Source organism: Salipaludibacillus agaradhaerens (assembly GCF_002019735.1).
Lineage (GTDB): Bacteria > Bacillota > Bacilli > Bacillales > Salisediminibacteriaceae > Salipaludibacillus > Salipaludibacillus agaradhaerens.
The window spans coordinates 2,030,125-2,055,790 of the sequence record NZ_KV917378.1 but is presented as its reverse complement, the minus strand read 5'-3'; the positions used below and the strand labels follow the sequence as shown (position 1 = coordinate 2,055,790).

General features: G+C 39.0%; 19 protein-coding genes. 13 read left to right on the top strand and 6 right to left on the bottom strand.

The window, feature by feature from the left end; all coding sequences use genetic code 11:
- Positions 1 to 148 precede the first annotated feature (148 nt).
- The 5 genes from pfkA to BK581_RS09630 all read right to left on the bottom strand — a co-directional run bounded on the left by pfkA (position 149) and on the right by BK581_RS09630 (position 6,229).
- Positions 149 to 1,105: a 6-phosphofructokinase gene (gene pfkA, locus BK581_RS09650; protein WP_078577981.1), complete on the bottom strand. Its 957-nt coding sequence runs from the start codon at positions 1,103 to 1,105 to the stop codon at positions 149 to 151.
- A 655-nt stretch (positions 1,106 to 1,760) separates the two neighbouring features.
- Positions 1,761 to 2,873 carry a DUF871 domain-containing protein gene (locus BK581_RS09645; RefSeq protein ID WP_078577980.1) on the bottom strand — a complete coding sequence of 371 codons (1,113 nt, stop codon included), beginning with the start codon at positions 2,871 to 2,873 and terminating at the stop codon, positions 1,761 to 1,763.
- A gap of 80 nt (positions 2,874 to 2,953) precedes the next feature.
- Positions 2,954 to 4,315 carry a PTS transporter subunit EIIC gene (locus tag BK581_RS09640; protein ID WP_078577979.1) on the bottom strand — a complete coding sequence of 454 codons (1,362 nt, stop codon included), beginning with the start codon at positions 4,313 to 4,315 and terminating at the stop codon, positions 2,954 to 2,956.
- Between the two features lie 20 nt (positions 4,316 to 4,335).
- Positions 4,336 to 5,223 (bottom strand): N-acetylmuramic acid 6-phosphate etherase, encoded by an 888-nt coding sequence (gene murQ, locus BK581_RS09635; protein WP_078577978.1) that lies wholly within the window; start codon positions 5,221 to 5,223, stop codon positions 4,336 to 4,338.
- A 151-nt stretch (positions 5,224 to 5,374) separates the two neighbouring features.
- Positions 5,375 to 6,229 carry a MurR/RpiR family transcriptional regulator gene (locus BK581_RS09630; RefSeq protein WP_078577977.1) on the bottom strand — a complete coding sequence of 285 codons (855 nt, stop codon included), beginning with the start codon at positions 6,227 to 6,229 and terminating at the stop codon, positions 5,375 to 5,377.
- A gap of 447 nt (positions 6,230 to 6,676) precedes the next feature.
- Here BK581_RS09630 and BK581_RS09625 point away from each other — a divergent pair, with 447 nt between their 5' ends.
- From BK581_RS09625 to betB, 8 genes are all read left to right on the top strand, one after another.
- A complete protein-coding gene (locus BK581_RS09625) occupies positions 6,677 to 7,165 on the top strand; it encodes a hypothetical protein (protein ID WP_078577976.1) in 489 nt (162 codons plus the stop codon).
- Positions 7,166 to 7,863: 698 nt separating this feature from the next.
- Positions 7,864 to 8,550: a DUF421 domain-containing protein gene (locus BK581_RS09620; protein ID WP_078577975.1), complete on the top strand. Its 687-nt coding sequence runs from the start codon at positions 7,864 to 7,866 to the stop codon at positions 8,548 to 8,550.
- Between the two features lie 227 nt (positions 8,551 to 8,777).
- Complete coding sequence (locus BK581_RS09615; RefSeq protein WP_078577974.1) at positions 8,778 to 9,755, top strand: AraC family transcriptional regulator; 978 nt, start codon at positions 8,778 to 8,780, stop codon at positions 9,753 to 9,755.
- 152 nt (positions 9,756 to 9,907) lie between these two features.
- Positions 9,908 to 11,317, top strand: a complete 1,410-nt coding sequence (gene rhaB, locus BK581_RS09610; protein ID WP_078577973.1) for a rhamnulokinase — start codon at positions 9,908 to 9,910, stop codon at positions 11,315 to 11,317.
- Between the two features lie 26 nt (positions 11,318 to 11,343).
- Entirely contained in the window at positions 11,344 to 12,600 is a 1,257-nt protein-coding gene (rhaA, locus tag BK581_RS09605) for an L-rhamnose isomerase (RefSeq protein WP_078577972.1), read from the top strand.
- Positions 12,601 to 13,098: 498 nt separating this feature from the next.
- Positions 13,099 to 14,139, top strand: a complete 1,041-nt coding sequence (locus BK581_RS09600) for an NAD(P)-dependent alcohol dehydrogenase (protein ID WP_078577971.1) — start codon at positions 13,099 to 13,101, stop codon at positions 14,137 to 14,139.
- Between the two features lie 1,057 nt (positions 14,140 to 15,196).
- Complete coding sequence (gene betA / locus BK581_RS09595; protein ID WP_078577970.1) at positions 15,197 to 16,882, top strand: choline dehydrogenase; 1,686 nt, start codon at positions 15,197 to 15,199, stop codon at positions 16,880 to 16,882.
- A 114-nt stretch (positions 16,883 to 16,996) separates the two neighbouring features.
- A complete protein-coding gene (gene betB / locus BK581_RS09590; RefSeq protein ID WP_078577969.1) occupies positions 16,997 to 18,466 on the top strand; it encodes a betaine-aldehyde dehydrogenase in 1,470 nt (489 codons plus the stop codon).
- A gap of 187 nt (positions 18,467 to 18,653) precedes the next feature.
- Here the strand turns inward: betB and BK581_RS09585 are convergent, their stop codons facing one another.
- Positions 18,654 to 19,310 carry a hypothetical protein gene (locus BK581_RS09585; protein WP_078577968.1) on the bottom strand — a complete coding sequence of 219 codons (657 nt, stop codon included), beginning with the start codon at positions 19,308 to 19,310 and terminating at the stop codon, positions 18,654 to 18,656.
- 483 nt (positions 19,311 to 19,793) lie between these two features.
- On the opposite strand from BK581_RS09585, the gene BK581_RS09580 reads away from it, so the two are divergent.
- From BK581_RS09580 to BK581_RS09560, 5 genes are all read left to right on the top strand, one after another.
- Positions 19,794 to 20,762 (top strand): LacI family DNA-binding transcriptional regulator, encoded by a 969-nt coding sequence (locus BK581_RS09580; protein WP_078577967.1) that lies wholly within the window; start codon positions 19,794 to 19,796, stop codon positions 20,760 to 20,762.
- Between the two features lie 127 nt (positions 20,763 to 20,889).
- A complete protein-coding gene (locus tag BK581_RS09575; RefSeq protein WP_078577966.1) occupies positions 20,890 to 22,170 on the top strand; it encodes an ABC transporter substrate-binding protein in 1,281 nt (426 codons plus the stop codon).
- Positions 22,171 to 22,236: 66 nt separating this feature from the next.
- Positions 22,237 to 23,112, top strand: coding sequence for a carbohydrate ABC transporter permease (locus BK581_RS09570; protein ID WP_078577965.1), 876 nt, complete (start codon positions 22,237 to 22,239; stop codon positions 23,110 to 23,112).
- A complete protein-coding gene (locus BK581_RS09565; RefSeq protein WP_078577964.1) occupies positions 23,112 to 23,954 on the top strand; it encodes a carbohydrate ABC transporter permease in 843 nt (280 codons plus the stop codon). Before BK581_RS09570 ends, BK581_RS09565 begins: the two co-directional genes overlap by 1 nt.
- A 1-nt stretch (position 23,955) precedes the next feature.
- Positions 23,956 to 25,464, top strand: a complete 1,509-nt coding sequence (locus tag BK581_RS09560) for a glycoside hydrolase family 32 protein (protein ID WP_211273955.1) — start codon at positions 23,956 to 23,958, stop codon at positions 25,462 to 25,464.
- Positions 25,465 to 25,666 lie beyond the last annotated feature (202 nt).

Sequence of the window (25,666 nt, the reverse complement as noted above, 5' to 3'; positions counted from 1 at the left end):
GCGCCTAAACACCTTTGGGGGGATATCCAAGTCTGGCTGAAAGGCTTAGTCTTAAAAACCAACAGGGAACTCAACGTTATGGGGAACCGCTCTTCCTCCTCCATATGACTTATCAATACACGTAGCAAAATGGCTAGGGCGTTATTGGTTATACGAGGTCTTCAAATATTTCATATAAGTTAGCTTTGACTACGTTTTTAGCTTGAAAAATCTCTTCGAAAGAATGGTAAGTAATTTCGTTTTTCTCCATTCCTAAAGCAACGCCATGAATTCCTTCTTCTATTAATTTAATCACTTTATGTCCCATACGGCTAGTAAATACACGATCAAAAGCTGATGGCGTTCCACCTCTTTGAATGTGTCCTAAAACCGTCGCTCTTGTATCTAGGTCGCTCTGTTCTTTAATTAAATGGGCGATTTTTTCAGCCTTATCGACTCCTTCAGCGACTATAACAATACTATGCGTTTTTCCTCTTTCAAAACCATCTTTAAGTTTTTCAGAAATTTTATGAATATCTCCTGGTATTTCAGGAATTAAAATCGCGTCGACTCCACTAGCAATCCCGGCATGAAGGGCGATATCACCCCGGTCTCTTCCCATTACCTCAATCACACTTACTCGGTCGTGACTACTCATAGTATCTCTTAAATTTCCAATTGCCTCCGTCACAACGTTCAATGTGGTATCAAAGCCAATTGTGTAGTCGGTCAAAGGAATATCATTATCAATGGTTCCTGGCAATCCATATGTTTTAATACCTCGTTCATTAAGTTTAGCGGCCCCACGATAGCTACCGTCCCCTCCAATAACCACAAGGTATTCAATTCCAGCTTCTCTTAAATTGTTTGTAGCTTTAATTTGTCCCTCTTCTTTTCTAAATTCTTTGGACCTAGCCGATTGTAGAAACGTTCCCCCACGATAAAGGATATCAGCAACATCTTTTGTTTCGAGTGCCACAAAATCTTTTTCCATTAGCCCGTTAAATCCCCTTTTAATTCCAATCATTTCATAGCCATGGGCAATACCCGTCCTCACGATAGAACGAATCGCACTATTCATACCTTGAGAGTCTCCTCCAGATGTCAGTACTCCGATTTTTTTCACTATAAAACAGCCCTTTCATTGTATATGTAGTTCTTAATCTTTATATAGCATAGTTTACTAAAGGGTATTGATTTGAACCAATTGCATTATACAAAATACACTTGAAAAACGAGTCATACAAGTGATCTTCATATAGAGGACGCTTTCCCGAGGCTTGTTCCTTCTAATACTACGTTAACTCGTTGATAGTTAACGTGCTTTCTTCAATGGGATTTCATTCAAACAATAACTTTATTTTTGTTGGAACTACTCCCCATTGATTTATATGGTCATATTATCACTGAAGTAGAAGATTCATGAAACTAATATTTAAGCTTTATCGCAGATGACTGTCCGTAAAACTCCCGGCTAAAGGGCGAAAATGTCCACTGATTGAAGGTTGGTTTTATAAATAAGAACACTTAACAAAATCTCTTTTAATGAAAGTCATTTTTTCATAAACGATATATTTGTTACACATTATGAGGCTATGGCGCGGTAGTAACTTTGACATTCGATGACTTATATTATGTCAGAGCTAGACTTTAATAACAAGCTTCCTTACTGTCATTAATTTTCCCTATCGCACAATATTTTAAAAGTTTTACACCTAATATAATTTCCATGAAGGTACTTTAACTAGAAAAAAATAAAATTTTTTCCTCAAACTAACGCGTTATGTCTCTTTATGAGATTCAACGTGTTTAAAGCTAAATGTTTCTCCAGGCTTAAGGGATTGAACGAGGGGAAGGTCCTCTGCAATGACTTTGCCAACAATGTTGACTGCTGGATCATAGGCTAGCTCACGTTTGACAATTTGTAATTCACCTTGGTATCGGCCATACCGTTCGTTATCGATTGTAATTGATCCGGCCTGACGCATTTCTTCCCCTGTGGAGGGGTTCCCCCTAGTTGAACGAGCTGTAATGACGATCTTCCCTTTTTGAGCATATGCCCTCGATGTCTCTGATCGGATAACGTCACGAGCAGGATCTAACCGTTGACGGTGCAATTGGTTTAGCACGGCGTATTCAGCATCATCCATGTCAAAAAAGCATGCACGAAGGACAATGACACCTTCTTCATCGTACTGGCGAAAGAGCTCGCTCGTTTCTATTGATATGGCAGGGTCCCCTATATAAACATGGTCGATGGCGCACTGATCCCATAATTCTTTTGCAGCTGCAAATGGAGAAATTCCTCTATGTTTTTCAAGTGTCGGCAATCCTTTATGAAGAGGGCCTCTAAAAGTTAAATCCCCAGGCACAAACGCCATAGTTTTAAAGCCAAAAGAGCGCAGCCACTTATTCGTTTCTATCAACCAGTCTTTATCCAACCCAGTTTCAGGGCGTGGATAATAATTATGGCAGACGTCACAATGATCTTTAATTAAACCTTGATCCAATAAGTTATAGGCCTTTTTATAAGATAGCGTACTGGCATTAAGAACAACTGTCATTGCTTTTGAGATTTTGATGATCGCCTCATTGCTAAAGCCATAATCCACCCTTAATCCTGTTATTCCTTTCTCAATCAACGTATCAACGCTATCAATATCAACATTTAAGTAAGATAAAGAAGTAGGAGAAACATCTGCAATCAAGCTCATACCTAAGTCTTTAGCTTGTTGCCCAAGCATGTTTATGGCGCCTATATACATGTGTGGGTCATCTTCGGGAATGTGCAGGGAGGTGAAGATAGACTGGAACCCTGATTGCTTCATACGTTCTAAATAATATTTTTGTTCTAGTTCGGTTTGTTGACCTAAAAATATCGATACGCCTTTCAAAACGAACACTCCTTTTTCAGCTTAAATTGATAAAGAGAGACCGTCCAGGAAGTTCCAGTCTCTCAATTTTCATATAAGTCTTACTGGAGATTTTGAGCCATTTCCTCGTTGTAACCAAATAAATAAGTAAAGATAAATCCACATGTATAAGCGATAACTAATCCAAGGAAATACATGATATATTGGTTATCAGCGATTAATGGAATAAGGGATAAACCAGAAACGCCAATACCGAGTGAAGCGGTTGATGTTAATGCCTGAAAAGCGCCACCGACAGATGCCCCTAAACAAGCGGTTATAAATGGGCGTCCTAACGGAAGGGTGACACCATATAAAAGCGGTTCACCAATCCCTAAAAAACCTACAGGAAGGGCACCTTTAACGGTGTTTTTTAACCGCTGACTCTTTGTTTTTACTAATACAGCAATAGCGGCCCCCACTTGTCCAGCTCCTGCCATAGCTAAGATTGTTAGAAGCGGTGTTGCACCTTGTGCGCTGATAAATTCTAAGTGAATAGGTGTTAACCCATGATGCATCCCCACCATAACAAGAGGAAGAAATGTTCCAGCTAAGATAGCACCAGCGACAACCCCGCCAATATCTAATACACTATTAATACCCATTGTCACCCCGTTGGCTATAAATCCGCCTACAGGCTGTAAGAGAACAATCGTTGTGACACCGACTAATAAAACGGTTATGAAAGGCGTCATAATAATATCTAAAGAAGATGGGACGACTTTTCGGATACGCTGCTCCACAAATGCCATAAACCATGCGGCTAATATAATTGCAAATAGCCCACCTGTCCCAGGGACTAGCTCTTCACCAAAAAGCGTAATATTTGCTAATGCAGGGTTAATAATGAGTATCCCAGCAATCGCGCCTAATGCAGGAGTCCCACCGAATTCTTTTGCTGTATTCCATCCGACTAAAATACCTAAATAGGTGAAAATACCGCCGCCAATAACGAGTAAGATCTGAAGCCACGTTGTTTCTGGATCAACACCAGCATTTTGCGCAAAACTCGCCCCTCCGTTAATTAAACCTGACGCGACAAGTGCAGGAATAAGCGGAATGAAAATGTTCCCAATTCTTTTTAAAAAGTTTTTGACTGGTGTGTTATTCTTTTTTTTAATGGTTCTCTTTACGTCATCAGCAACGTGGTCAGAATCTGCTACTTCGCCAAGCTCAAGTCCAGTAATATGACAGAGTTGTTCAGCTACTTTAGTGACTGTTCCTGGCCCAACAATAATTTGTAACGTGTCGTCTTCCACAACACCCATTACGCCTTCGACTTTTTTTAAATCAGCCAAACGGACTTTTTTATAGTCGTGGACTTCCAAGCGAATTCGTGTCATACAATGGGCGATTCGTTTAGTATTGTCTTTTCCACCGGTATGGTCTAGAATCCCTTGAACGATGACGTTTTCTTTCGTCATGATACAATCCCCCTAATGTATTATTGAATGGCATATTTTACAAATCCATTCGCTTCTTCTAAACTTTTTTTGGCCTCTGGTTCACTTTTTCCCGTTAAAATCATAATGATCGCCACTTTCACAGAGCCATTTGCTTCTTCAAGTTTTTTAGAAGCGGTCATGGCATCAGTATCGGTTGCTTCCATAATAATTCGTTGAGAACGCAAGGCAAGCTTTTCGTTTGTCGGCTGCAAATCTACCATTAGATTTTTATACACTTTTCCAAGTCCGATCATCGTTGCAGTTGAAATCATGTTCAAGACTAATTTCTGTGCAGTTCCTGCTTTTAGCCGTGTTGAGCCAGTTAAGATTTCACTTCCAGTGTTCACTTCAATTGGGTGCGTTGCTTCTGTAGATATAGGAGCATTGATATTACATGCAAGGCTTCCTGTTAATGAGCCGACGCTATTAGCGTATTGAAGTCCGCCAATGACATAAGGGGTACGTCCACTAGCAGCAATACCGATGACGGTGTCATTCGCGTTTAGGGAAATCGACTTTAAATCTGCTTCACCTAAGCTTGGAGAATCTTCAGCACCTTCTACTGCATGAATAAACGCTTTTTCACCGCCAGCTATTAAGCCAATGACTAAGGTTTTATCAACTCCAAATGTAGGCGGACACTCGGCAGCATCTAATACACCTAAACGCCCACTCGTGCCAGCACCTAAATATATGAGACGCCCCCCTTTTTTCATGCGTTCGATCGTTTGCTCAACAAGTTTTGAAATGTGGTTTAATTGTTGTTTAATGGCAGATGGCACATAGTGATCTTCAGAGTTCATGAGCTTTAAAACGTTATAAGTGCTTCTTTCATCTAAATCCATTGAATTTTCATTTCTTTTTTCTGTACGAAGCTTATCTAACATAACGACCCTCATTCCTATCAAAAAAATTTGTTTACGCTTTCATTATAATTGAGATGAAATTAATGATCAATGTATTTTCATTAATTATTGAAATTAAATTTCAATTAAAGGGGTGAAAGAAGACATGGTATGAGCCCATGTCTTTGCGCCGTTATAGTCTTTTCTCTTCTGTTTTCTGACGTGATTTGTCAAAAGGCTCCAATAGATGTTCGCCGATTTGGTGGAAGACAGACACATACAAGCTATCAATAAGGTTTAGCTGACTTGTCCTTGAAGCGATGCTTCCGATTCGTTGTTCAACTTCTATATTTGGTATTAGAAGAGGTATATCAGCTTGTTTATAAAGTGGTGACGTGTTGGAGGAAGTAATCGCCATGACTGTAGTTCCTTGTTCTTTCGCATAGGCCGCCAGTTCAATTACTTCTCTTGTTTTCCCTGAGGTACTGATGCAAATAAGGACATCTTCAGGTGCCATCATTGTGATGAAAGGGATCATATAGTGATAATCTGTAGAGGCTACACTATGGAAACCGAGACGCATGAATTTATATTGACCATCTACACTAGAGGTATAGGACCCGCCAACACCGAAAAAACCAATTTTTTTAGCAGCACTTAATTTATCAACAGCTTTCGAGAATTCTTGTGAACTTAACGTATTAAAGGACATCTCTAATGCGGATTGGTTTAAAGAAGACACTTTTTGAAACAGCATATGGGGTGTGTCACTTGTCTCTAATAAGGACGCACTATTAATAGTTGCTTTACCCCGTGTCAGTTCTTTTGCAAGGGCGAGTTTAAACATTCTAAAACTGTCGACACCAACCCGTCTACAGAAGCGCACAATACTCGCTTCACTGGCATGCGCTTGTTGAGCTAACTCTTTTGTAGTCAAGTTAGGGATAAATTCAGGGTGTGCTAGTACATAGCGAGCGACTTTCTTTTCTGCAGCGGAGAAAGAAGATAATTGTTGTTCTATTTTAGTTAAGATCACCGATTGGGACATCGTTATCACTTCTTTTTTATAAATTTCTTATTTAAATCATGCGTGATTTTGATGATGAAATCAAGTAGCAACCCCTTAACATTTACATGCTAACTCAATACATGTGTCGTATAATGATCATAGCAAGGAAGCATTATGATCACTTGTTTTAAGTCTCGACCCTTTGATTTATCACAGATAACCGTTCATAGAGAGGGAGCTAAATCTATTAAAGTGGGAGCTAACGGCCGGTAATGTCGTGATTAACCTCAACTATAAGTAAGATAAAGACGGAAATCCCCGACTGATTGACGGTGCGTTATATCACAAGATAATGGTCCTGATACTGCTCACTCTCTAGGAATCATCACCTTTCTTTAAACACAAATAATTGTTATAGACTATTCCCATTGTTTGTTTTGAAAATTTAATTGAGATAGTCATTCAAATATAAAGGAGATGTTATGAATGACCCAGTATATTTATATAGCATCACCTATGAGATTACCTGTGGGATCATTCGGTGAACGACCTGTATCGCCTGAACAACCGAATGTCTTTAGAGATGAATTAGATTTCACTCACTTATATTTTGAGAATAATTATGATAGCGATTCAAAACAAAGGTTCACTTACAGTTCACACTTTTCATATAAGCATCAAGTTACGGCAGATGCTAACCAAATTCCGCTAAGAAGTGCCATGAAGGGAACTGCGGAAGAGAAGAAGTGTTTAGGCATTCTTTATTCCTATCTTGAAGCAGCTATTCAACATAGTGGTATGATAGAATATTTTACTTCTTGGAACAGTGAGGAAGACTTAGCACTCTCGAAAAAGAGACATGTTCAATGGATAGATATTAAAGACCCTTATGATCTCGTTTTAGAGGACCGTGAATTTCTGGTAATCACCTTTTGGGATATCAATGCTTACGGAATAACAGATATTCAACAATAAAGCTAAAAGGCCTTGTCCAACGTTTTATGTAGAAGGTGTTCTATTGTAGAATTGCTCGTGATCCTTATTGGAAAGAAGGACTATCCTTGCCATACGTCATTTACCAGGTGTTATCACATCATTTAGCTGAGAGCGTCCGGCTGTAGCGGATTAGCCGATGTTTTTTGTATGATGAAATTGGTTTGCTTGTTTAATTAAATGAAAGTGAAGGAATTGTACATGTTTCATAACCAGACGAACCTAACAAACTCAGGGGTACAGGTTCAAAATATACTACAGCAAATACAACAACATGGAGAACAATTAAAGTAAATTTCCAGTCAGTTGCATCAAATAGCTCAGAACGAGAGTGCGGCAAGTCAACAAGTTCAGCAACTTTCACAGTTATATTCTCAACTTATTCAGAAAATCAACGGTTACACCAAGCTCAACAGTAATCAAGTCCTCAGTACTACCGCCAAGGTGCCGAACACCTGCAACGTACAATGATGCAACATCACTAAAATTCTAACTAGTTCCAGTAAAATTTATTTGCATGCAAAGGTTCACCTGGCTACAGAGGTGAGCCTTTCTTTTACTTATCGCATGACAGTCCCAACTGAATTTTTAGCAATTAATACTTTACTAGTCGTTTTTAAATATTTAGCTTTAATAAGGGAACGATACAACATAACAAGGTGGTAAAGGGGAAATATAAAATGACAATTGAGGAAATTTTAATTCGTACGACAATTTCCTTTATACTTCTATACATATTGTGCCGTATTCTGAATAAGAAGTTAATTGCCCAAATGACGTTCTTTGACTTTGTTGCAGGTATTACAATTGGTTCTATTGTTGCAAGTGGGGTTGTGGCTAGGGATGTTCCAATACTCATTACTCTGATAGGGTTAATTTCATTTTGTTTCTATGCCTATATAAGTAATATTATTGCGATTAAAAGCTTTAAGGGAAGGAAAGTAGTAGAGTCAGAGGCTACAGTGGTTATTAAAAATGGCAAAGTTTTAGAAGGAGGATTGAAGAAAACTTTGCTTACGATGGATAGCCTTTTAACGGGCTTACGTAAAAAAGGCATCTTTAATATTGATGAAGTGGAAACAGCTTTATTAGAAACGGATGGAACAGTTTCGGTATTGAAAAAGCCAGCCTATTTACCTGCCATGCAAAAGGATGTATTTAATATTCAACTATCTAGAGGAGTAGGTCAAGCGTTCATTATCGATGGAAAAATATTAAAGAAAAGCTTAGAACTATTAGGGAAAGATGAGGAGTGGGTAAAAGCTGTTTTAAAGGATCACCATATCTCCAAGTTTGATGATGTATTTTTTGCACAAATCGATCGGAATGGCATTATTTATATTGATAAAAGAGAGGATTATTCTTAAATTTTATCAGCAGTTAATGCTGAAAAATCTTAGTATCATGCAGAAAATCAGGGGTCTAATGCGGAATTAGATAGGGTATCAAGCAGAAATCCAGATTTAATGCGGGAAAAACTGAGTATGATGCTGAAAATCTAAACGTTCAACACGTGTATAATTATCTGAAAAATTATTGGTATAATAGAATATGATAATCGTTTAGTGACTCTTATGGGAGAGGAGGATCATCCTTGTCACACGACATTTATCATCAGTTAGTTCAAGAAACAGATGAAGAACAGGCGATTTTACAACGTGATAAAAAGGTGAAGAAGGATTTGTATACGAATCATCGTGATTTTATTATCCAAAGTGATAAGCTGATGGAGCCTCACACGATGATTATGGTTAGAAAGCATACAAGGTTTGTAGATTTTCCAAAGCATAAACATGATTATATTGAAATGAATTACGTTTTTAACGGGAAACTTGAGCAACAAGTGGGGGATGTCCCACTTGAGTTGCAAACCGGAGAATTACTCCTGTTAAATCAATTTATTGAGCATGAAATTAAAGCGTGCAATAGAGAAGATATCATTATTAATTTTATTATCCGACCACAGTTTTTTGACTACATTTTCACCTACCTAGCAGCGGACAGTACTGAACATAACATTCATGATTTTCTCATTAATAGTCTGTTCGAACATACGCAAAAGGGGCAGTTTCTTTATTTTGCTGTATCTGAAGTGACAACTATTCAAACACTTCTCCAAAAAATCATTATAGAAATCATGGAGCCAAATATTTTTTCACAATCCTCCATAAAGCTGTACATGGGTCTTCTTATGATTGAGTTAATAAAGCATTCAGATAAAATGAAAAGGCTCACTGATACGACTAGCCAACAACAGGTGATCATGGCGTCTTTAAAGTATATTGAAGAGAACTATCAGCATGCTTCTTTGTATGAATTAGCGGATAAGCTTAATCAAACTCATTATGGGTTAAGTAAAAAGATTAAAAAAGTAACGAACAAAACGTTTAAAGACTTATTACAAGAAAAACGGTTAACTGTTGCAAGAGAATTACTGAAAAGTGAAGATATAGCCATATCTGCTGTGGTGGAACAGGTCGGTTATGATAATGTAAGTCATTTTTATCGGATTTTTAAAACGAAATATGGGGTAACGCCTAAACAATGTCGCGAACAATTTAGGCAGAAGTAAAAGGGATGTGTTTGTAAAATACGAACACACCCTTTTTTAATTTGTTCAGTTTAATGCAAATATGGACAAAAACAAAGTGAATGACGTTATTAAAATGTCCTTCTAATTATCATAAGCTAACAATAAAGCGCTTACAAGAAAGAGGTGGCGGAATGACGACAGGTAGTATAGCGGTCGATATTGGGGCGTCAAGTGGTCGGATAATCAAAGGTTATTTAGAAGAGAATCAGTTAAAGTTAGAGGAAATATACCGATTTGAAAACAAGGTCGTTAAAAAAGGTGCTTACGTTTGTTGGGAGATTGACACACTATTTGCAGAAATCATCACGGGCTTGAAACGATGTGCAAAAGAGGAGGGAGAGCTTATAAGTATTGGTATTGATACATGGGCAGTCGATTTTGTTCTTTTAGATGAAAATGATCAGTTATTAACAGATGCTGTCGCTTATCGTGATCCACGAACAGATGGCATGATGGCAGACGTTTTTGAGATCATTAGTAAAGAAAGGTTGTACTTAGAAACGGGGATTCAGTTTCAAAAATTTAATACGATCTATCAATTGTATTATTTGAAAAAGACCTATCCTGATTTGCTTCATAAGGCAACCTCTTTCTTAATGATCCCAGATTACTTGAATTTTTTACTGACAGGTGTCAAAGCAAATGAATACACAAATGCCACAACCACACAATTAGTGAATGCTTTTACGAAAAAATGGGACACCGATTTAATAGAAAAGTTAGGCATTAATCCAGAGATGTTCCATGAGATTTTACCACCAAAAACAAAGCTAGGAAATGTCAAAAAAGAACTAGTAGGAGAAATAGGATTCGATTTAGACGTCATTTTACCGGCCACACACGATACAGGATCGGCAGTTGTATCTGTTCCTGAAGTGAGCGACACAATTTACATTAGCTCTGGGACGTGGTCATTGATCGGTGTGGAAAATACATTCCCGATTTGTGTGACAAAAGCGTTGGATGGCAATTTTACGAACGAAGGTGGCGTGGAGTATCGCTACCGATTCTTAAAAAATATCATGGGACTATGGATGATTCAGGAAGTGAAACGCCAATACAATAATCAGTATAGTTTTGCTGAATTGGTCGCACTCGCTCATGAGGCATATCCTTTTCAATCGATAGTCAACGTTGATGATGACCGCTTTCTAAAACCAGACAACATGATCGAAGAGATAGAAAAATATTGTATGGAAACATGTCAAGTTCCCCCCACTACACCAGGAGAAGTGGCTAAATGTGTTTTTGACAGTTTAGCAGCTAGTTATCAAAAAGCGATTAACCAACTTGAAGAGATCTATGAAAAAGAGTTTCATACGATTAATGTGATTGGGGGAGGAAGCCTTAATGAGATGTTGAATCAATTGATTGCTGATACAACAGGTAAAGAGGTGCTGGCAGGTCCAGTAGAAGCGACAGCGATTGGCAATATAGTTGTTCAGATGATGGCAAATGGAGAGTTAGAAGGAATAGAGCAGGCAAGAAATCTCGTGAAAAACTCGTTTAGCATCAAAAGATATAAGGCAGGAACTGCATAAAAGATTTTCAGAATGGAGGGATCATCATGGCTACAAAAGACAACTTTGAACGTGCAAAAAAGGAATATGAAAAATGGGGCGTAAACGTTGAAGAAGTCCTTAATAAACTAAAGTCTATACCTATCTCACTCCACTGTTGGCAAGGAGATGATGTAACTGGTTTCGAAGTCAATCAGCAAGCATTATCTGGAGGAATTGAGGTAACAGGAAACTACCCAGGAAAAGCCACAACACCAGAAGAATTAAGGCGTGATTTAGAAAAGGCCCTCTCACTGATACCAGGCAAGCATCGGGTGAACCTTCATGCGATCTATGGCGAAACGAATGGTGACGCGGTAGAGAGAGATGAGTTAAAGCCAGAGCACTTTAAAAATTGGGTGAACTGGGCGAAAGAACGTGGACTTGGACTGGATTTTAACCCTACCCTTTTCTCTCACCCAAAAGCCGCTGATGGTTTAACGTTAGCACATCCAGATAAAAGTATCAGAGACTTCTGGATTAGACACTGCATTGCTAGCCGTAAAATTGGCGAATATTTCGGTAAAGAGCTAGGAACACCTGCATTAACAAATATTTGGCTTCCAGACGGCTATAAGGATATGCCTAGTGATCGTTTAACGCCAAGGAAACGATTGAAAGAGTCATTGGATGAGATTTTTGCGGTTGAAGTTGATGACCGCTACAATGTTGATGCTGTTGAAAGTAAACTATTCGGAATTGGATCAGAAGCTTATGTTGTGGGGTCTCATGAATTTTATATGGGCTATGCTTTGAAAAATAACAAGATTTGTTTATTAGATACAGGACATTACCATCCAACAGAAATGGTGTCGGATAAAATCTCCTCCATGCTTCTCTTTAGTGATAAGGTAGCTTTACACGTGTCCAGACCTGTTCGCTGGGATAGTGACCACGTCGTTATTTTAGATGATGAATTAAAAGAAATCGGCCTGGAAATTGTCCGTAACGAGGCACTCGATAAAGTCCGGATCGGCTTAGACTTTTTCGATGCAAGCATCAATCGCGTCGCTGCTTGGACAATCGGAACACGTAATATGATTAAGGCATTGCTTTATGCTATGCTGACGCCAACTGACTATCTCAAACAGCTCCAAGAAGAAGGGGATTTCACAAAACGGCTAGCATTAATGGAAGAGTTTAAAACGTATCCATTTGGTGCCGTGTGGGATCACTACTGTGAAGAAATGGGTGTTCCGGTAAGAGAAGCCTGGTTAGAAGACGTGAAAAAGTATGAACAGGAGATTTTATTAAATAGACCGTAAGCACCGACTATACTACTAATCATGGCGCTATGTCATACAGGTTCATCTCCAATAGCCATACATCTAAAGCCTGCTTCAGATGTATGGCTATTGTTATGTGAGAGCTTTGTCTCGTTTTAAGGCATGGGCATTATATAGTCTAGATTGTTCTGTACTCTTAAAAGTGTGTCTGCTGGCGATGACTTTTAAGTTGAAAAGTGACTGAAACGTAAGACGACTCACTGAGGATTAAATGCAGCCTGAAGAGAAGGTCACATTTATTACTCCAACTTGATACCTTATTTTGAATTGGTAATATGAACTTGTTTCTTTAGAAAATTTTAAGTAATCAAGACACTTCCCTTGACTTAGAGTTAACCATTAGGAATATGATGGGGTTATAAGAGAGAGAAGGGTGTGAGATGAATAAAGGAGAATCTTATTTCAAGTCATCATTTCGCTCCGAACTATCATCTTTCCTAACTCTCGTAAAATATAACTCAGTTGGAGGTTGGTTCTATGATAACTGTTAAAGCAAGAGCTGTTGATGGTCCGGACAAAGGTTTTCGAGCTGCTGAAATTAAACGACGCGATCTTGATGCACAGGATGTTTTAATTGAAATTAAATATGCAGGCATTTGCCATTCTGACATCCATATTGCACATGGTGACTGGGGTGAAGTGACCTATCCTCTTGTGCCAGGGCATGAGATTGCAGGAGTTGTGACGGATGTTGGACAGGAGGTAACAAAATACAAAGTGGGAGACCGGGTAGGGGTCGGTTGTATGGTTGACTCCTGTGGTGAATGTGTGAATTGCAGTAAAGATGAGGAGCAATACTGTCTTAAAGGGCATGTCCCTACGTATGCTGGTGTTGACAAATATGGTGAGCCAACACAAGGCGGCTATTCTACACATATCGTGGTAACGGAAGACTTTGTCGTTAGTATCCCAGATAATCTTCCCCTTGATGCAGCGGCACCCTTACTATGTGCAGGAATAACGACCTATTCACCCCTTAACCATTGGGAGGCAGGACCAGGTAAGAAAGTAGCGGTTGTTGGTATGGGAGGACTTGGCCATATGGCTGTCAAGATTGCACATGCCATGGGGGCAGAAGTGACCGTTCTCTCTCAATCGTTGAAGAAAAAAGAAGATGGTCTGACGTTTGGTGCTCATCACTATTATGCTACAAGTAATCCAGAGACATTTACTAAACTAGCTGGTTCCTTTGACTTGATTATCAATACGGTGAGTGCCAATATTGACATTAATGCTTATTTCTCTTTATTGGCGTTAGATGGTACTTTAGTAAACGTTGGTGCCCCGGCAGAACCCTTATCCGTCAATGTGTTCACGCTCATCCCTCATCGGCGATCATTTGCAGGTTCCATGATAGGTGGGATACGTGAGACTCAAGAAATGTTAGATTTTTGTGCAGCACATGATATTATGCCTAACATTGAAGTCATTTCAGCTGATCAAATAGATAAAGCATATGAACGGGTATTAGCTTCTGATGTAAGGTATCGTTTTGTCATTGATACTAGTACAATGTAAGAGACGTTCATCAGAGATTTTAATTCGTATTATTAGAGGCTGGGACAAATCTAGCTAAGAAGTAATTGTAGAGAGGGTCCGATCATCAAAATAAGATGTTTGGTTATAATATTTAAACATAAGGACACCCCCGGTAAGTTATTGTTTGGTTTTACCAGAAGGTGTCCTTTAGGTTTCAACAAATTAGATGATTGTAGCGAAAGGGGCGAGACGCCTTCGGGAAAAGCATTCGGCGAAGATCCCGCAGGGCGGTTTTCCCGCGGAAGCTGAGGCAATGCCCGAGGCAAGCGAGCATCCTGTAGCGGAAATCAACAACAAAGTTTAGCAGAGCATAAAAAGGAAAGAGAGACACCACCCAGACTTATTGGGAGGAGTGCCTCTCTATTTTTTATTTACCTTGTTTTGTCCCAGCCTCTTTTGCAAGAAATGAATGTTTTTTAGGTCATTCATTCCTCAATGTTTAAGGTGTTGTATGAAAAGAATTTAAGGAAGCTAGTCATCAATAGACAATCAAAAGCCTCTCAAAGGGTTGTAAAACTTTTGGGAAGCTTTTTTAGTTTTTTTACAATATGTATAACGATCCGTGGTTCGCTTAATAGTACGCAATCGTTACGTCATATCCCTTATAAGATAAATAGTTTCATAAGATAGTTACGGTTTACAAAAGAAACATCCTATGTTAAATTAAAAACGTTAAAAATGTTAAATTATTTCTTAACAAAACACAAAAATGAAGTAATAGGTTAATGCATGAGGGGAAGGAACGGGACATTACGGCAAGTGTGAAAAGCTATTATAGTTATTTTTTTGTATCATTATAAACCGTCTGGCTTTGATCCCTGATAGGCAAATCTAGAATAAAAGAGTATAAGAAACTAAAAAACGTTTATTATTTCCTCGATTGTAAGTCACAAAATGAGTTAATGATATGTCATTAATAACTATTAAACTATAACTCGTTTTCAATACGACCAATCAGTGGGAGAGGAACGAAAACCCCTACTGATTGAAGGTTTTATCACTTCATTCAATGTTTAATATCAAGGAGGTCTAGAAAATGACTAAAACATATGACTTTGTTATTATTGGTGGCGGTAGTGCCGGTTCTGTACTCGGTGATCGCCTAAGTGCAGATGGTACACGCAATGTCCTAGTTCTAGAGGCAGGGCGTAGTGATTTTTCATGGGATCTATTAATTCAAATGCCAGCAGCTTTGCCATTTCCTGCAGGAAAATCGTTGTATGATTGGAAATATGAATCTGATCCTGAACCTCATATGAATGGCCGACGTGTCAAGCATGCTCGTGGAAAAGTACTGGGAGGTTCAAGCTCAATCAACGGTATGATTTATCAGCGTGGTAATCCATTGGATTATGAACGTTGGGGAGCTGATCCAGGTATGGAAAAATGGGATTTTGCTCACTGTCTCCCATATTTTAAACGTTTGGAAAATGCGTTAGCCGCCGATCCAGATGATGACTATCGTGGCCATGATGGTCCGCTTAAATTAGAACGCGGTCCAGCAAAAAATCCTTTGTTCCAAGCATTCTTTGACGCAGCTGTAGAAGCTGGTTACTCACGGACCCCAGATGTAAACGGGTTCCGTCAAGAAGGATTCGGTCCGTTTGATAAGCATGTATACAAAGGCAGACGTTTGTCAGCTTCGCGAGCATATTTACACCCAGCAATGAAGCGTCAAAACCTTACTGTGCAAACCCGTGCTTTCGTTGCAAGTATCGATTTTGATGGTAACCGTGCTACAGGGGTGACGTATCACCGAAACGGAAAAACGCATCAAGTTAATGCAGGTGAAGTGATCCTTGCAGGTGGTGCCATCAATACACCACAGCTCTTGCAATTATCAGGTGTGGGTGATGCAGAACACTTACGCTCACTTGGAATTAATCCGGTCGTTGATCTTCCTGGTGTCGGTGAAAACCTTCAAGATCATCTTGAAGCATATATTCAATACTCTTGTCCAAAACCGGTATCTGAACAACCTAACTTAAATAAGTTGCGGATGCCTTGGATTGGGTTACAGTGGTTACTTGGCCGAAAAGGTCCAGCGGCAACCAACCATTTTGAGGGTGGAGGATTTGTCCGCTCAAATGAAGATGTGAAATATCCAAATTTAATGTTCCACTTCCTTCCAGTAGCGGTTCGGTATGATGGACAAAAAGCAGATACTGCACATGGCTTTCAAGTCCATGTGGGACCTATGTATTCTGATGCACGGGGATCATTAAAGATTCGTTCGAAAAATCCTAAAGAGCATCCGAGTATGGTCTATAATTATCTTTCAACAGAACAGGATCGACGTGAGTGGATTGAAGCGGTACGCATTTCTAGAGAAATTATGTCTCAGCCAGCAATGGCTCCTTACAATTCAGGCGAAATTTCCCCTGGTTCATCTGTTAAAACGGATGAGGAAATTTTGGATTGGGTGGCGAAAGATGCGGAGACAGCTCTTCATCCGTCGTGCACAGCAAAAATGGGACCAGCTTCAGACCCGATGGCTGTCGTAGATCCAGAAACGATGAAGGTGCACGGGCTTGAAAATGTACGTGTCGCTGATGCGTCTGCTATGCCTTATGTCACAAATGGTAATATCCATGCACCTGTGTTAATGTTGGCAGAAAAAGCAGCGGATCTTATCCTTGGACGCGAACCACTTGCACCTATTCATGCTGATTTTTACCGTCATGGGGTACATTCAGCCGATGCAGGCACAATAAAAGGTTAATCTAACCAATTTTTAGGCCTCCTTCAACATGTGTGATCACTGAAACAAACATGTTATGAAAGAGTGCCTTCTCTTTTTTGCTAAAACATTATTAAAAAATTGGAGTTGATAGATGTGAGTCTAAAACAACAATACATTAATGGTGAATGGGTGACGGCGATTTCAGGCGAAACACGCGATATTATAAATCCATTTAACCAGGAAGTGATTGCCACTGTTCCAGAAGGTAACGATCAAGATGCGAAAGCAGCGATCACTGCAGCAAGAGAAGCCTTTGATAACGGTGAATGGTCTTCAACCCCAGCGACAGAGCGGGGGGCTATCGTAAGAAAAATCGCTGAATTAATTGAGAGAGATAAAGAAGAACTTGCCAGATTAGAATCGTTAGATACTGGTAAAACAGTCGAAGAAAGCCGAGGCGACATGGATGATATCGCTGGCGTATTTCGCTATTATGCTGAACTTGCCGACAAAGATGGCGGAGAACTGATTGATTCTCCAGTGCCAAATGGTATCAGTCGGGTCGTTCGTGAACCTGTTGGCGTTTGTGGGCAAATTACACCGTGGAATTATCCATTATTACAAGCATCTTGGAAACTAGCACCAGCTCTTGCCACGGGAAACACGTTAATCATGAAGCCAAGTGAAATTACCCCACTTACGACTATTAAAGTATTTGAACTGATAGAAGAGGCAGGAGTGCCTGCCGGTGTTGCAAACCTAGTACTTGGTGCTGGCCAAACTGTTGGTGCCGAACTAGCGAGCAATGGTGATGTTGACCTTATTTCCTTTACTGGCGGCATTGTAACTGGGAAGAAAATTATGCAAGCAGCAAGCGTTAACGTGAAAAAGCTTGCCCTTGAACTCGGTGGCAAAAACCCTAACATCATTTTTGCAGATGCCGATTTTGACATAGCTGTAGATCAAGCTTTAAACGGGGTATTCTTCCACGCAGGACAAATCTGTTCTGCTGGTACAAGACTGATTGTTGAAGAAAGTATTCACGATAAGTTCGTTAGCGCACTTGTAGAGCGAGTGAAAAAGTTTAAACTAGGAAGCGGATTTGACGAAGAGACCCAAATGGGGCCACTCATTTCAGCTGATCACCTTGCAAAAGTCGAGAAATATGTTGAAACAGGTGTGAAAGAAGGGGCGACATTAGCAGTGGGTGGTCACCGTCCAGAAAATTCGGACCTTCAAAAAGGTTTTTTCTACTTGCCTACTATTTTTACGGACTGTACGACAGATATGAAGATAGTTCAAGAGGAAGCTTTTGGACCTGTTATCACGGTCGAGAAATTCCGTACCGAAGAGGAAGCAGTCAAACTTGCCAATGACTCTATTTACGGGCTAGCTGGTGGCGTTTGGACGAGCGATATTGCAAAAGCTGAACGTTGTGTCGCCAAGATGCGTATGGGAACGGTTTGGATCAATGAATTTAACTTATACTTCCCACATGCTCCATGGGGTGGTTTTAAGCAATCTGGAATTGGACGTGAACTAGGAAAACTAGGTATTGAAGAATATACAGAAACAAAGCATATTTTCCAAAACCTCAAACCTGAACCGATTAATTGGTTCTAGTTGTTGATATTAGTTTTGTATGGGAAATGCAGAAAGGACGCTTTCGTTCGGTGACCTCACAGTCTCGAAAGTGTCCTTTTTTGTCTTCAATTAGTAACAGATCTATAAACTTCTGCGTAGTTATGGAATTCATTTATAAACAGGCCACGCTGCCCTATTTTTAAGTATCCTTTTGTGTGGAGCCTTCTTAAAACGCCACTTCAATATCCACATCTTCACCAACATTTTCCCAATCTTCATCTAGTGGCGCATTCCATGTTAAGCGGACACTTTCAACATCTGCTGCATCTGAATTTTCAAGCACAAAGAAAAAAGTTCCGTTTGCTTTCGTTCCGGCCATCATCTCGCCATCAATATAATCTGATAGCCACATGTCAGATTCTAGTTGCTCACCAGTTGATGTGGCAATAGTCGCTTGTCCAGAATAGAACATAATGTCTTCATCTGCCGTGTTCTCCACAGTGAGATCAAGCTGAATCATATGAAGTTCTTCAGTGTCCAAAATCTCTACCATCTCGTCTGATAACTCACCGGACTGGGCGTTAAGTTGTTCAATTTCCATGACGATTGGGCCCGTTTCGATCGTCTCGATATCATCGGCTCTCGCATGAAGGGTAAATGTCCCTGCTTCTGTCTCCACTGTTTCACCTACTTCTGTTTCCCAAGCACCTTCTGCAATCTCATCAGCGGCATTTTCGGCTTCATTTCCATCATTAACATTGTTTTGTTCGTTTTCTACTTCATTATTGACGTTGTTATCCCCATCAGCACCTTCATTTCCAACTCCGCAAGCCGCTACAATTAGAAAAGTAGATAATGATACGCCTACAAGCATTTTTTTCACAATTGCTTCCCCCTTTATATTGTTTATCCTAAATAACTTGAGTAAGTTTAAGTGAATCCTCTCGTTAGGAGATAATCTTTAGTAGCTATATGTGTTTTAGTATGTCTTTATCTGTTCAGCTTAATCACTATTTTTCAACATGTAATCAGTGGCCATAGATAAGGTGCCATCGCAGCTTAAGTATCCCATATATGAGAGGTAACAGAAGGGCTTAGTTCTCGTGCAATTATTTTTAAAATAATTAGTATTGGTGATCTTTAATAGTGACTTTTATAGTCATCTTATACACCACGCTGCAATTTTTCTGATTTGTGACAAAAACAAAGGTATACCAGAATAAATAAAAATTCGAACACGAGCTCCTTAATATTATTTTATTCATACCTCATTTTATGGTAATATATTATCAATTATAACGCTTACAAATACTGTGATGACACGTGAGTGCTTAAATAGTGATTTTAAATGATAGGGGAATTTATTGTGAAGCCGAAAATTTCAGATGTAGCCAAAGTTGCTGGTGTATCACCAACAACGGTTTCAAGAGTGCTAAATAATCGAGGATATATTGGTAAAGAAACGAGAGAAAAGGTCCATGAAGCAATGGAGAAGATCAATTATTATCCTAATGATATCGCGAGGTCTTTATATATAAAAAAGACTTTTTTAATTGGGGTTATTTTTCCCACCACGAGTAATCCATTTTATGGCCAATTGATCTTCCATTTAGAAAACTATGCGAACTCCCTAGGATATAAAGTTTTATTATGTAATAGTCAGGGACGTGAAGATAAAGAGAAAAGTTATTTACAAATGCTTCAGCGAAATCAAGTGGATGGGGTTATCGCAGGTGCGCACAACAGAGGAATTGAGGAATACGATATTCCAAACCTTCCCGTAGTAGGGTTTGACCGCTATCTCTCTAAAAACACGCCAGTAGTATCTAGTGATAACTATGACGGTGGGAGATTAGCGTCCCAATTACTAATAGATAAAGGATGCAAAAATATTATCCATATAAACGGCCCGATTGATTTAGAAACGCCAGCTAACTTGAGAAGAGAAGCTTATGAGAAAGTTATGCGAGATAATCAATTAACTCCGATAACTTACGAAACGACGAGAGATAATGAAGAAGTGATAAAACGATTATTTGATGATCATCCCGAGGTAGATGGTATTTTTGCAAGTGATGACCTCATTGCCGCAAATGTTATGAGAGAGTCTAGAAAGAGAAATATTAGCATTCCAAACGATCTTAAGTTAATCGGGTATGATGGCACACAAACCACCAGAATACTGTTACCTGAATTAAGTACGATTGAACAACCTATTAAAGACATTGCAGAAAAATGCGTCGATATTCTTATTAAACAAATTGATGGTGAGAGAGAGGATATTCAACAGCACACTATACTCCCAGTAAGGTTAATTGATGCTGAAACAACTTGATCAAAATAAATAAATTCATAAAAAATAAATTTTTTTATGAATTTATGTCAACCGGTTGACATATGAAACCGGATAACATACACTTCAAATGTATACGTTTACATTTGAAGACGAGGAGGAGTTAGAAATGAAAAGAATGGTTGTACTCGTTGCATGGGCACTTATGACTTTAATTATTACAGCGTGTGGTGGAGATGGGGCCGGCAGCAAGGATAATAATGCGGTGTCTCTTTGGGTTCATACTTCTGATGAAACTCCTGAAGGAAAAGCGATGCAAGCGATTGTTGATCGATTTAACCAAGAGTATGAAGGAACGTATTCAGCAGACATTGAGTTTATTCCTAGAAGTGAAAGTGGTGGCGGATATGAAGATAAAATAAACGCTGCTTTAACGACAAATTCATTACCAGACGTTTTGACATTAGATGGGCCGAATACCGCTGCTTATGCGGAGGCAGGTATGATCGCAGCGATTGATGAGTATATCACGAACAAAGATGATTTGCTTCCGAGTATCATTCAGCAAGGAACATATGATGAAAAATTATATGCAGTTGGTTTTTCTGAATCTGGTGTGGGCATTTTTTATAATAAGGAGATGTTTGAAGAGGCAGGTGTAGATTTATCGACATTACCAACAGTAGAGGAGCCTTGGGACTGGGATCAATTCATGGCGTTAAATGAAACACTAGTAACTAAATACGATAAACCGGCAATTGACATGGGTTTTAATGATCAAAGTGAATGGTTAATGTATGCGTTTTCCCCGTTTTTGTGGTCACAAGGAGGAAATATTGTTTCAGAAGATGGTTCCACGGCAGAAGGTGTTTTTAATGATGAAAATGCTGTTAAAACGTTAACTTTCATTCAAACGATGATTGAAGAAGGTTATAGCACGATTACCCCAGTTGAAAAAGGATTCCACACTGAAGAGTATGCGATGAAGCTAGGAGGTTCATGGACAATTGCAGAAATGGAAGAATATCCAGATGTGGCGTATGGTATTATGCCGTATCCAACCTCACCTGATACAGATGAACTTGTTTCTCCCTCAGGAAGTTGGCAGTATGCCATGTCTGCCACAACCGATAAGGAAGAAGCAGCAGGTGCTTTAATCGACTTCATGATGTCAACAGAATCCTTAACCGAAATTACACTAGCAAATAGCGTTCTTCCAGCTGCTTACTCAGTAATAGAAGAAGTACAAGGAGAAGTATCGGATGAAATGAACATTTTAATCGAACAGAATGCAGCATCTGCACATGCACGTCCAGTATTATCCCAGTACCCACAAATTAGCCGTATCTTCCAGCAAACAATTAGTGATGTTACGTACTATGAGGAAAACAATGATATTCAGGCATTATTGAATGAAAAAGTTCAGCAAATGGAAAATGTCTTGAATTAAAAGAGGGTAGTTCCGGTTTAGTTGGTTCACTTCTCTAAACCGGAAGATTTAAAGGAGCTAATGGATATGAATATAAATAAAAGGGAGAATGTTGCAGCTTATAGTTTTTTAGCACCGACATTAATTTTGTTGGGTCTCTTTTTGATCATACCTGCAGTACTAGCGATTTACTATGCTTTTACAGATTACTATTTGTTAACACCAGATAGAAGGCAGTTCGTCGGATTAGACAATTTCATTGAAATCTTCAAAGACCCGATCTTTAAGCAAAGTTTGAAGAATATCCTCATCTTTGTCACGTGTGTTATCCCTATTCAAGTAGGATCAGCATTAGGGTTAGCATTATTAATTAACAAACAAAGAAAGGGAAATATATTTTTTAAAGTGGCATTTTTTTCTCCAGTGGTCTTATCTTTAGTTGTGATATCTGTATTATGGCTGTACTTGTTAAATCCATCCGAAGGGTTGGTGAATAATGTACTCGTTAACATTGGCTTGAATCCTCAGCCCTTTTTAAGTAGTCCTAATCAAGCGATTTACACGATTGTGTTTGTGTCCGCATGGCAAGGTGCAGGGTACCAAATGTTAATCTTTTTAGCTGGTCTGCAAAATATTCCGAATACTGTTTATGAGGCTGCTGATATTGATGGTGTGAATAAGTGGCAAAGGTTCATTCATATTACAATGCCACTACTTAAGCCTACTTCGATCCTAATCATGATTACAACATTAATCGCAGCGTTTAAATTAATTATTCAACCGATGGTTATGACACAAGGTGGCCCAATGAACTCAACTATCACACCTGTATATTATATTTATCAAACTGGTTTTTCTGATCGAATGATTGGATATGCAAGTGCTATGACGGTGATATTTGGCATTTTAATTGGCATCGTCACACTCATTCAAAGCAAAGTAACAAAGGAGGATGACATCTAATGAGCAGACAAGGTAAAAAAATTGTAGAGTATATCTTTCTTATTTTATTAGCCTGTCTTTTTATCTTTCCTTTGTTATGGATGATTGTTTCCTCTATGAAACCAGAATCACATATTTATTTGGACATGAATAGTATTAAGGCCTTCCTCCCTTCCATGGACCCATCGCAATGGTTCATCACATATAAAGAACTATTTTCAAGGTTTGATATTCTTCAATATGTATTCAATAGTGTCACTTACGCTGTTGTCATAACAGGTGGATCGATCGTAGTGAATGCGATGGCGGGTTATGCATTTGCAAAGTTTGAATTTAGCGGAAAAAAATTTCTGTTTGCCTTATTACTAGTGTTGTTAATTGTCCCATTGGAAACGATTATTATTACGCAATTCACGGTTGCACACACATTAGGTATCTTAAATACAAGATTAGCGGTTGTCTTACCAATGATAGCTAACATGTTCTTCATCTATTTGTTTAGAAACTTCTTTAAAGCAGTACCAGATGAAGTCATTGAGTCGGTGAAATTAGATGGGGCCAATTATTGGACAATATTTTGGAGAATAATGTTACCTATGTCCAAACCGGCAATCGCCACAGTGGGGACGCTATCATTTATCGCTAGTTGGAATGACTATTTATGGCCCTTGATGGTCTTAACAGATACAAGTATGTTTCCATTACAAGTAGCGATTACGAATATTAATACGACACAACCTGTTTATACGAATCAAGTCATGGCCATTCTAACGATCTCGACTATTCCGTTGATAATCGTTTATATTGTGGCACAAAAGTATATATTACAAGGTCTTGGTGGCTCTGGAACAGGGATAAAATAGGGTGAACAATAAAGGAGAAGATAACGGCATGTACTCATTAGAAGAAGCAAACACGTATATAAAAACGACAAGTAACCAAGTAAACAATTACTATCGACATACCTATCATGTCATGGCACCTGTTGGATGGATTAATGATCCAAATGGTTTTATTTACTTTAAAGGGGAGTACCATTTATTTTATCAATACTATCCATATAAAACACAATGGGGACCAATGCACTGGGGGCACGTGAAAAGTAAAGATTTAATTAATTGGGAGAACGCGCCAGTGGCTTTAGCACCTGATCAAACCTATGATAAGGATGGTTGTTTTTCCGGGACAGCCATTGAAAAAGATGGGAAAATGTATCTCATGTATACAGGACATATAGAAGGAAGAAGACCAGAAGATGTGAGGCAAGTGCAGTGTATGGCTGTTTCCGATGACGGCATACATTTTGAGAAAGTAGAGCAAAACCCTGTTATTTCAGAAGAGGACCTCCCGGATAATGCCAAACCACAAGATTTCAGGGATCCTAAAGTACTCAAACATGGGGAATGCTATTATTCTTTAATCGCCTCAAAATCAAAAGAAGGTGGCGGACAGATTCTTCTTTACAAATCAAAGGATTTACTAGATTGGGAGTTTGTTTCAGTTTTACTGAAAGGAGAAAAGGATGAAGGGCCGATGTGGGAGTGCCCAGATCTTTTTGAATTAAATGGGAAAGATGTCTTGATCATTTCTGTCGAAGGATTACCCACAAAAGAGAACAATTTCACGAATACACATTCTGTTCTTTCTATCATCGGAAAAATGGATTGGGAGAAAGGGATTTTTAATAAAGAGGTCGTCGAAGAGTTAGATTATGGTATGGATTTTTATGCACCACAAACGATTAGTGACAATAAGAATCGCCGAATCATGATTTCCTGGATGCAAATGTGGGGTAGAAACATTCCGACTCATACAGAGGGGCATGGTTGGGCAGGTGCGATGACATTACCTAGAGAGCTCGTCATTAAAAACAATCACCTTTATCAAAGGCCGATTCCAGAAGTGAAAAAATACTACACGAACAACCACAAAATGTCTGACATAATATTATCAAACGAGAAAAAAGACCTTTCAGAACTTTCCTGTGAGGTAGGCGTACTAGAACTGGATATAGATGTAGCAAAAGGGCAGCATTTTGACTTAGAATTAAGAAGTTACGAGAACGAGAAAACGATTTTGAGCTATGATTGTCACTCTGGTCTATTAAAGGTGGATCGTAAGCAAAGTGGTGTGGCGTTGATTGGAAAAGAACCGGAGCCTGTTTATCAAAGGGCTATTCAATTGAATCCGCAAAATCATCATTTAAAGTTAGAGATTTATTTTGATCGTGCTTCTGTAGAAGTGTTTGTCAATGAAGGGGAATATACGCTGACTTCAACAATCTACCCAACTAAAAAATCAGATGGCATCGCCATGTGTGCTGAAGGTGATATCCACATTTCGCGTATAGAAAAATGGGATATTGAGGTTTGAGATTTCACCTTGAAAAAGAAGATAGTCATTGCTTCATCAAATAACGCCTACTAACACGCAGCGCCTCCATAAATGTATATAGGAGGTGCCTTTTTATGCCGCAACAAAATTAACGCTACCAAATTCTTTATTTTCTCCCTTTGAGCAGATCATCTAGCAGGACACTTGCTCAAAAACGATCTTTTATAAAACGAACCTTCGA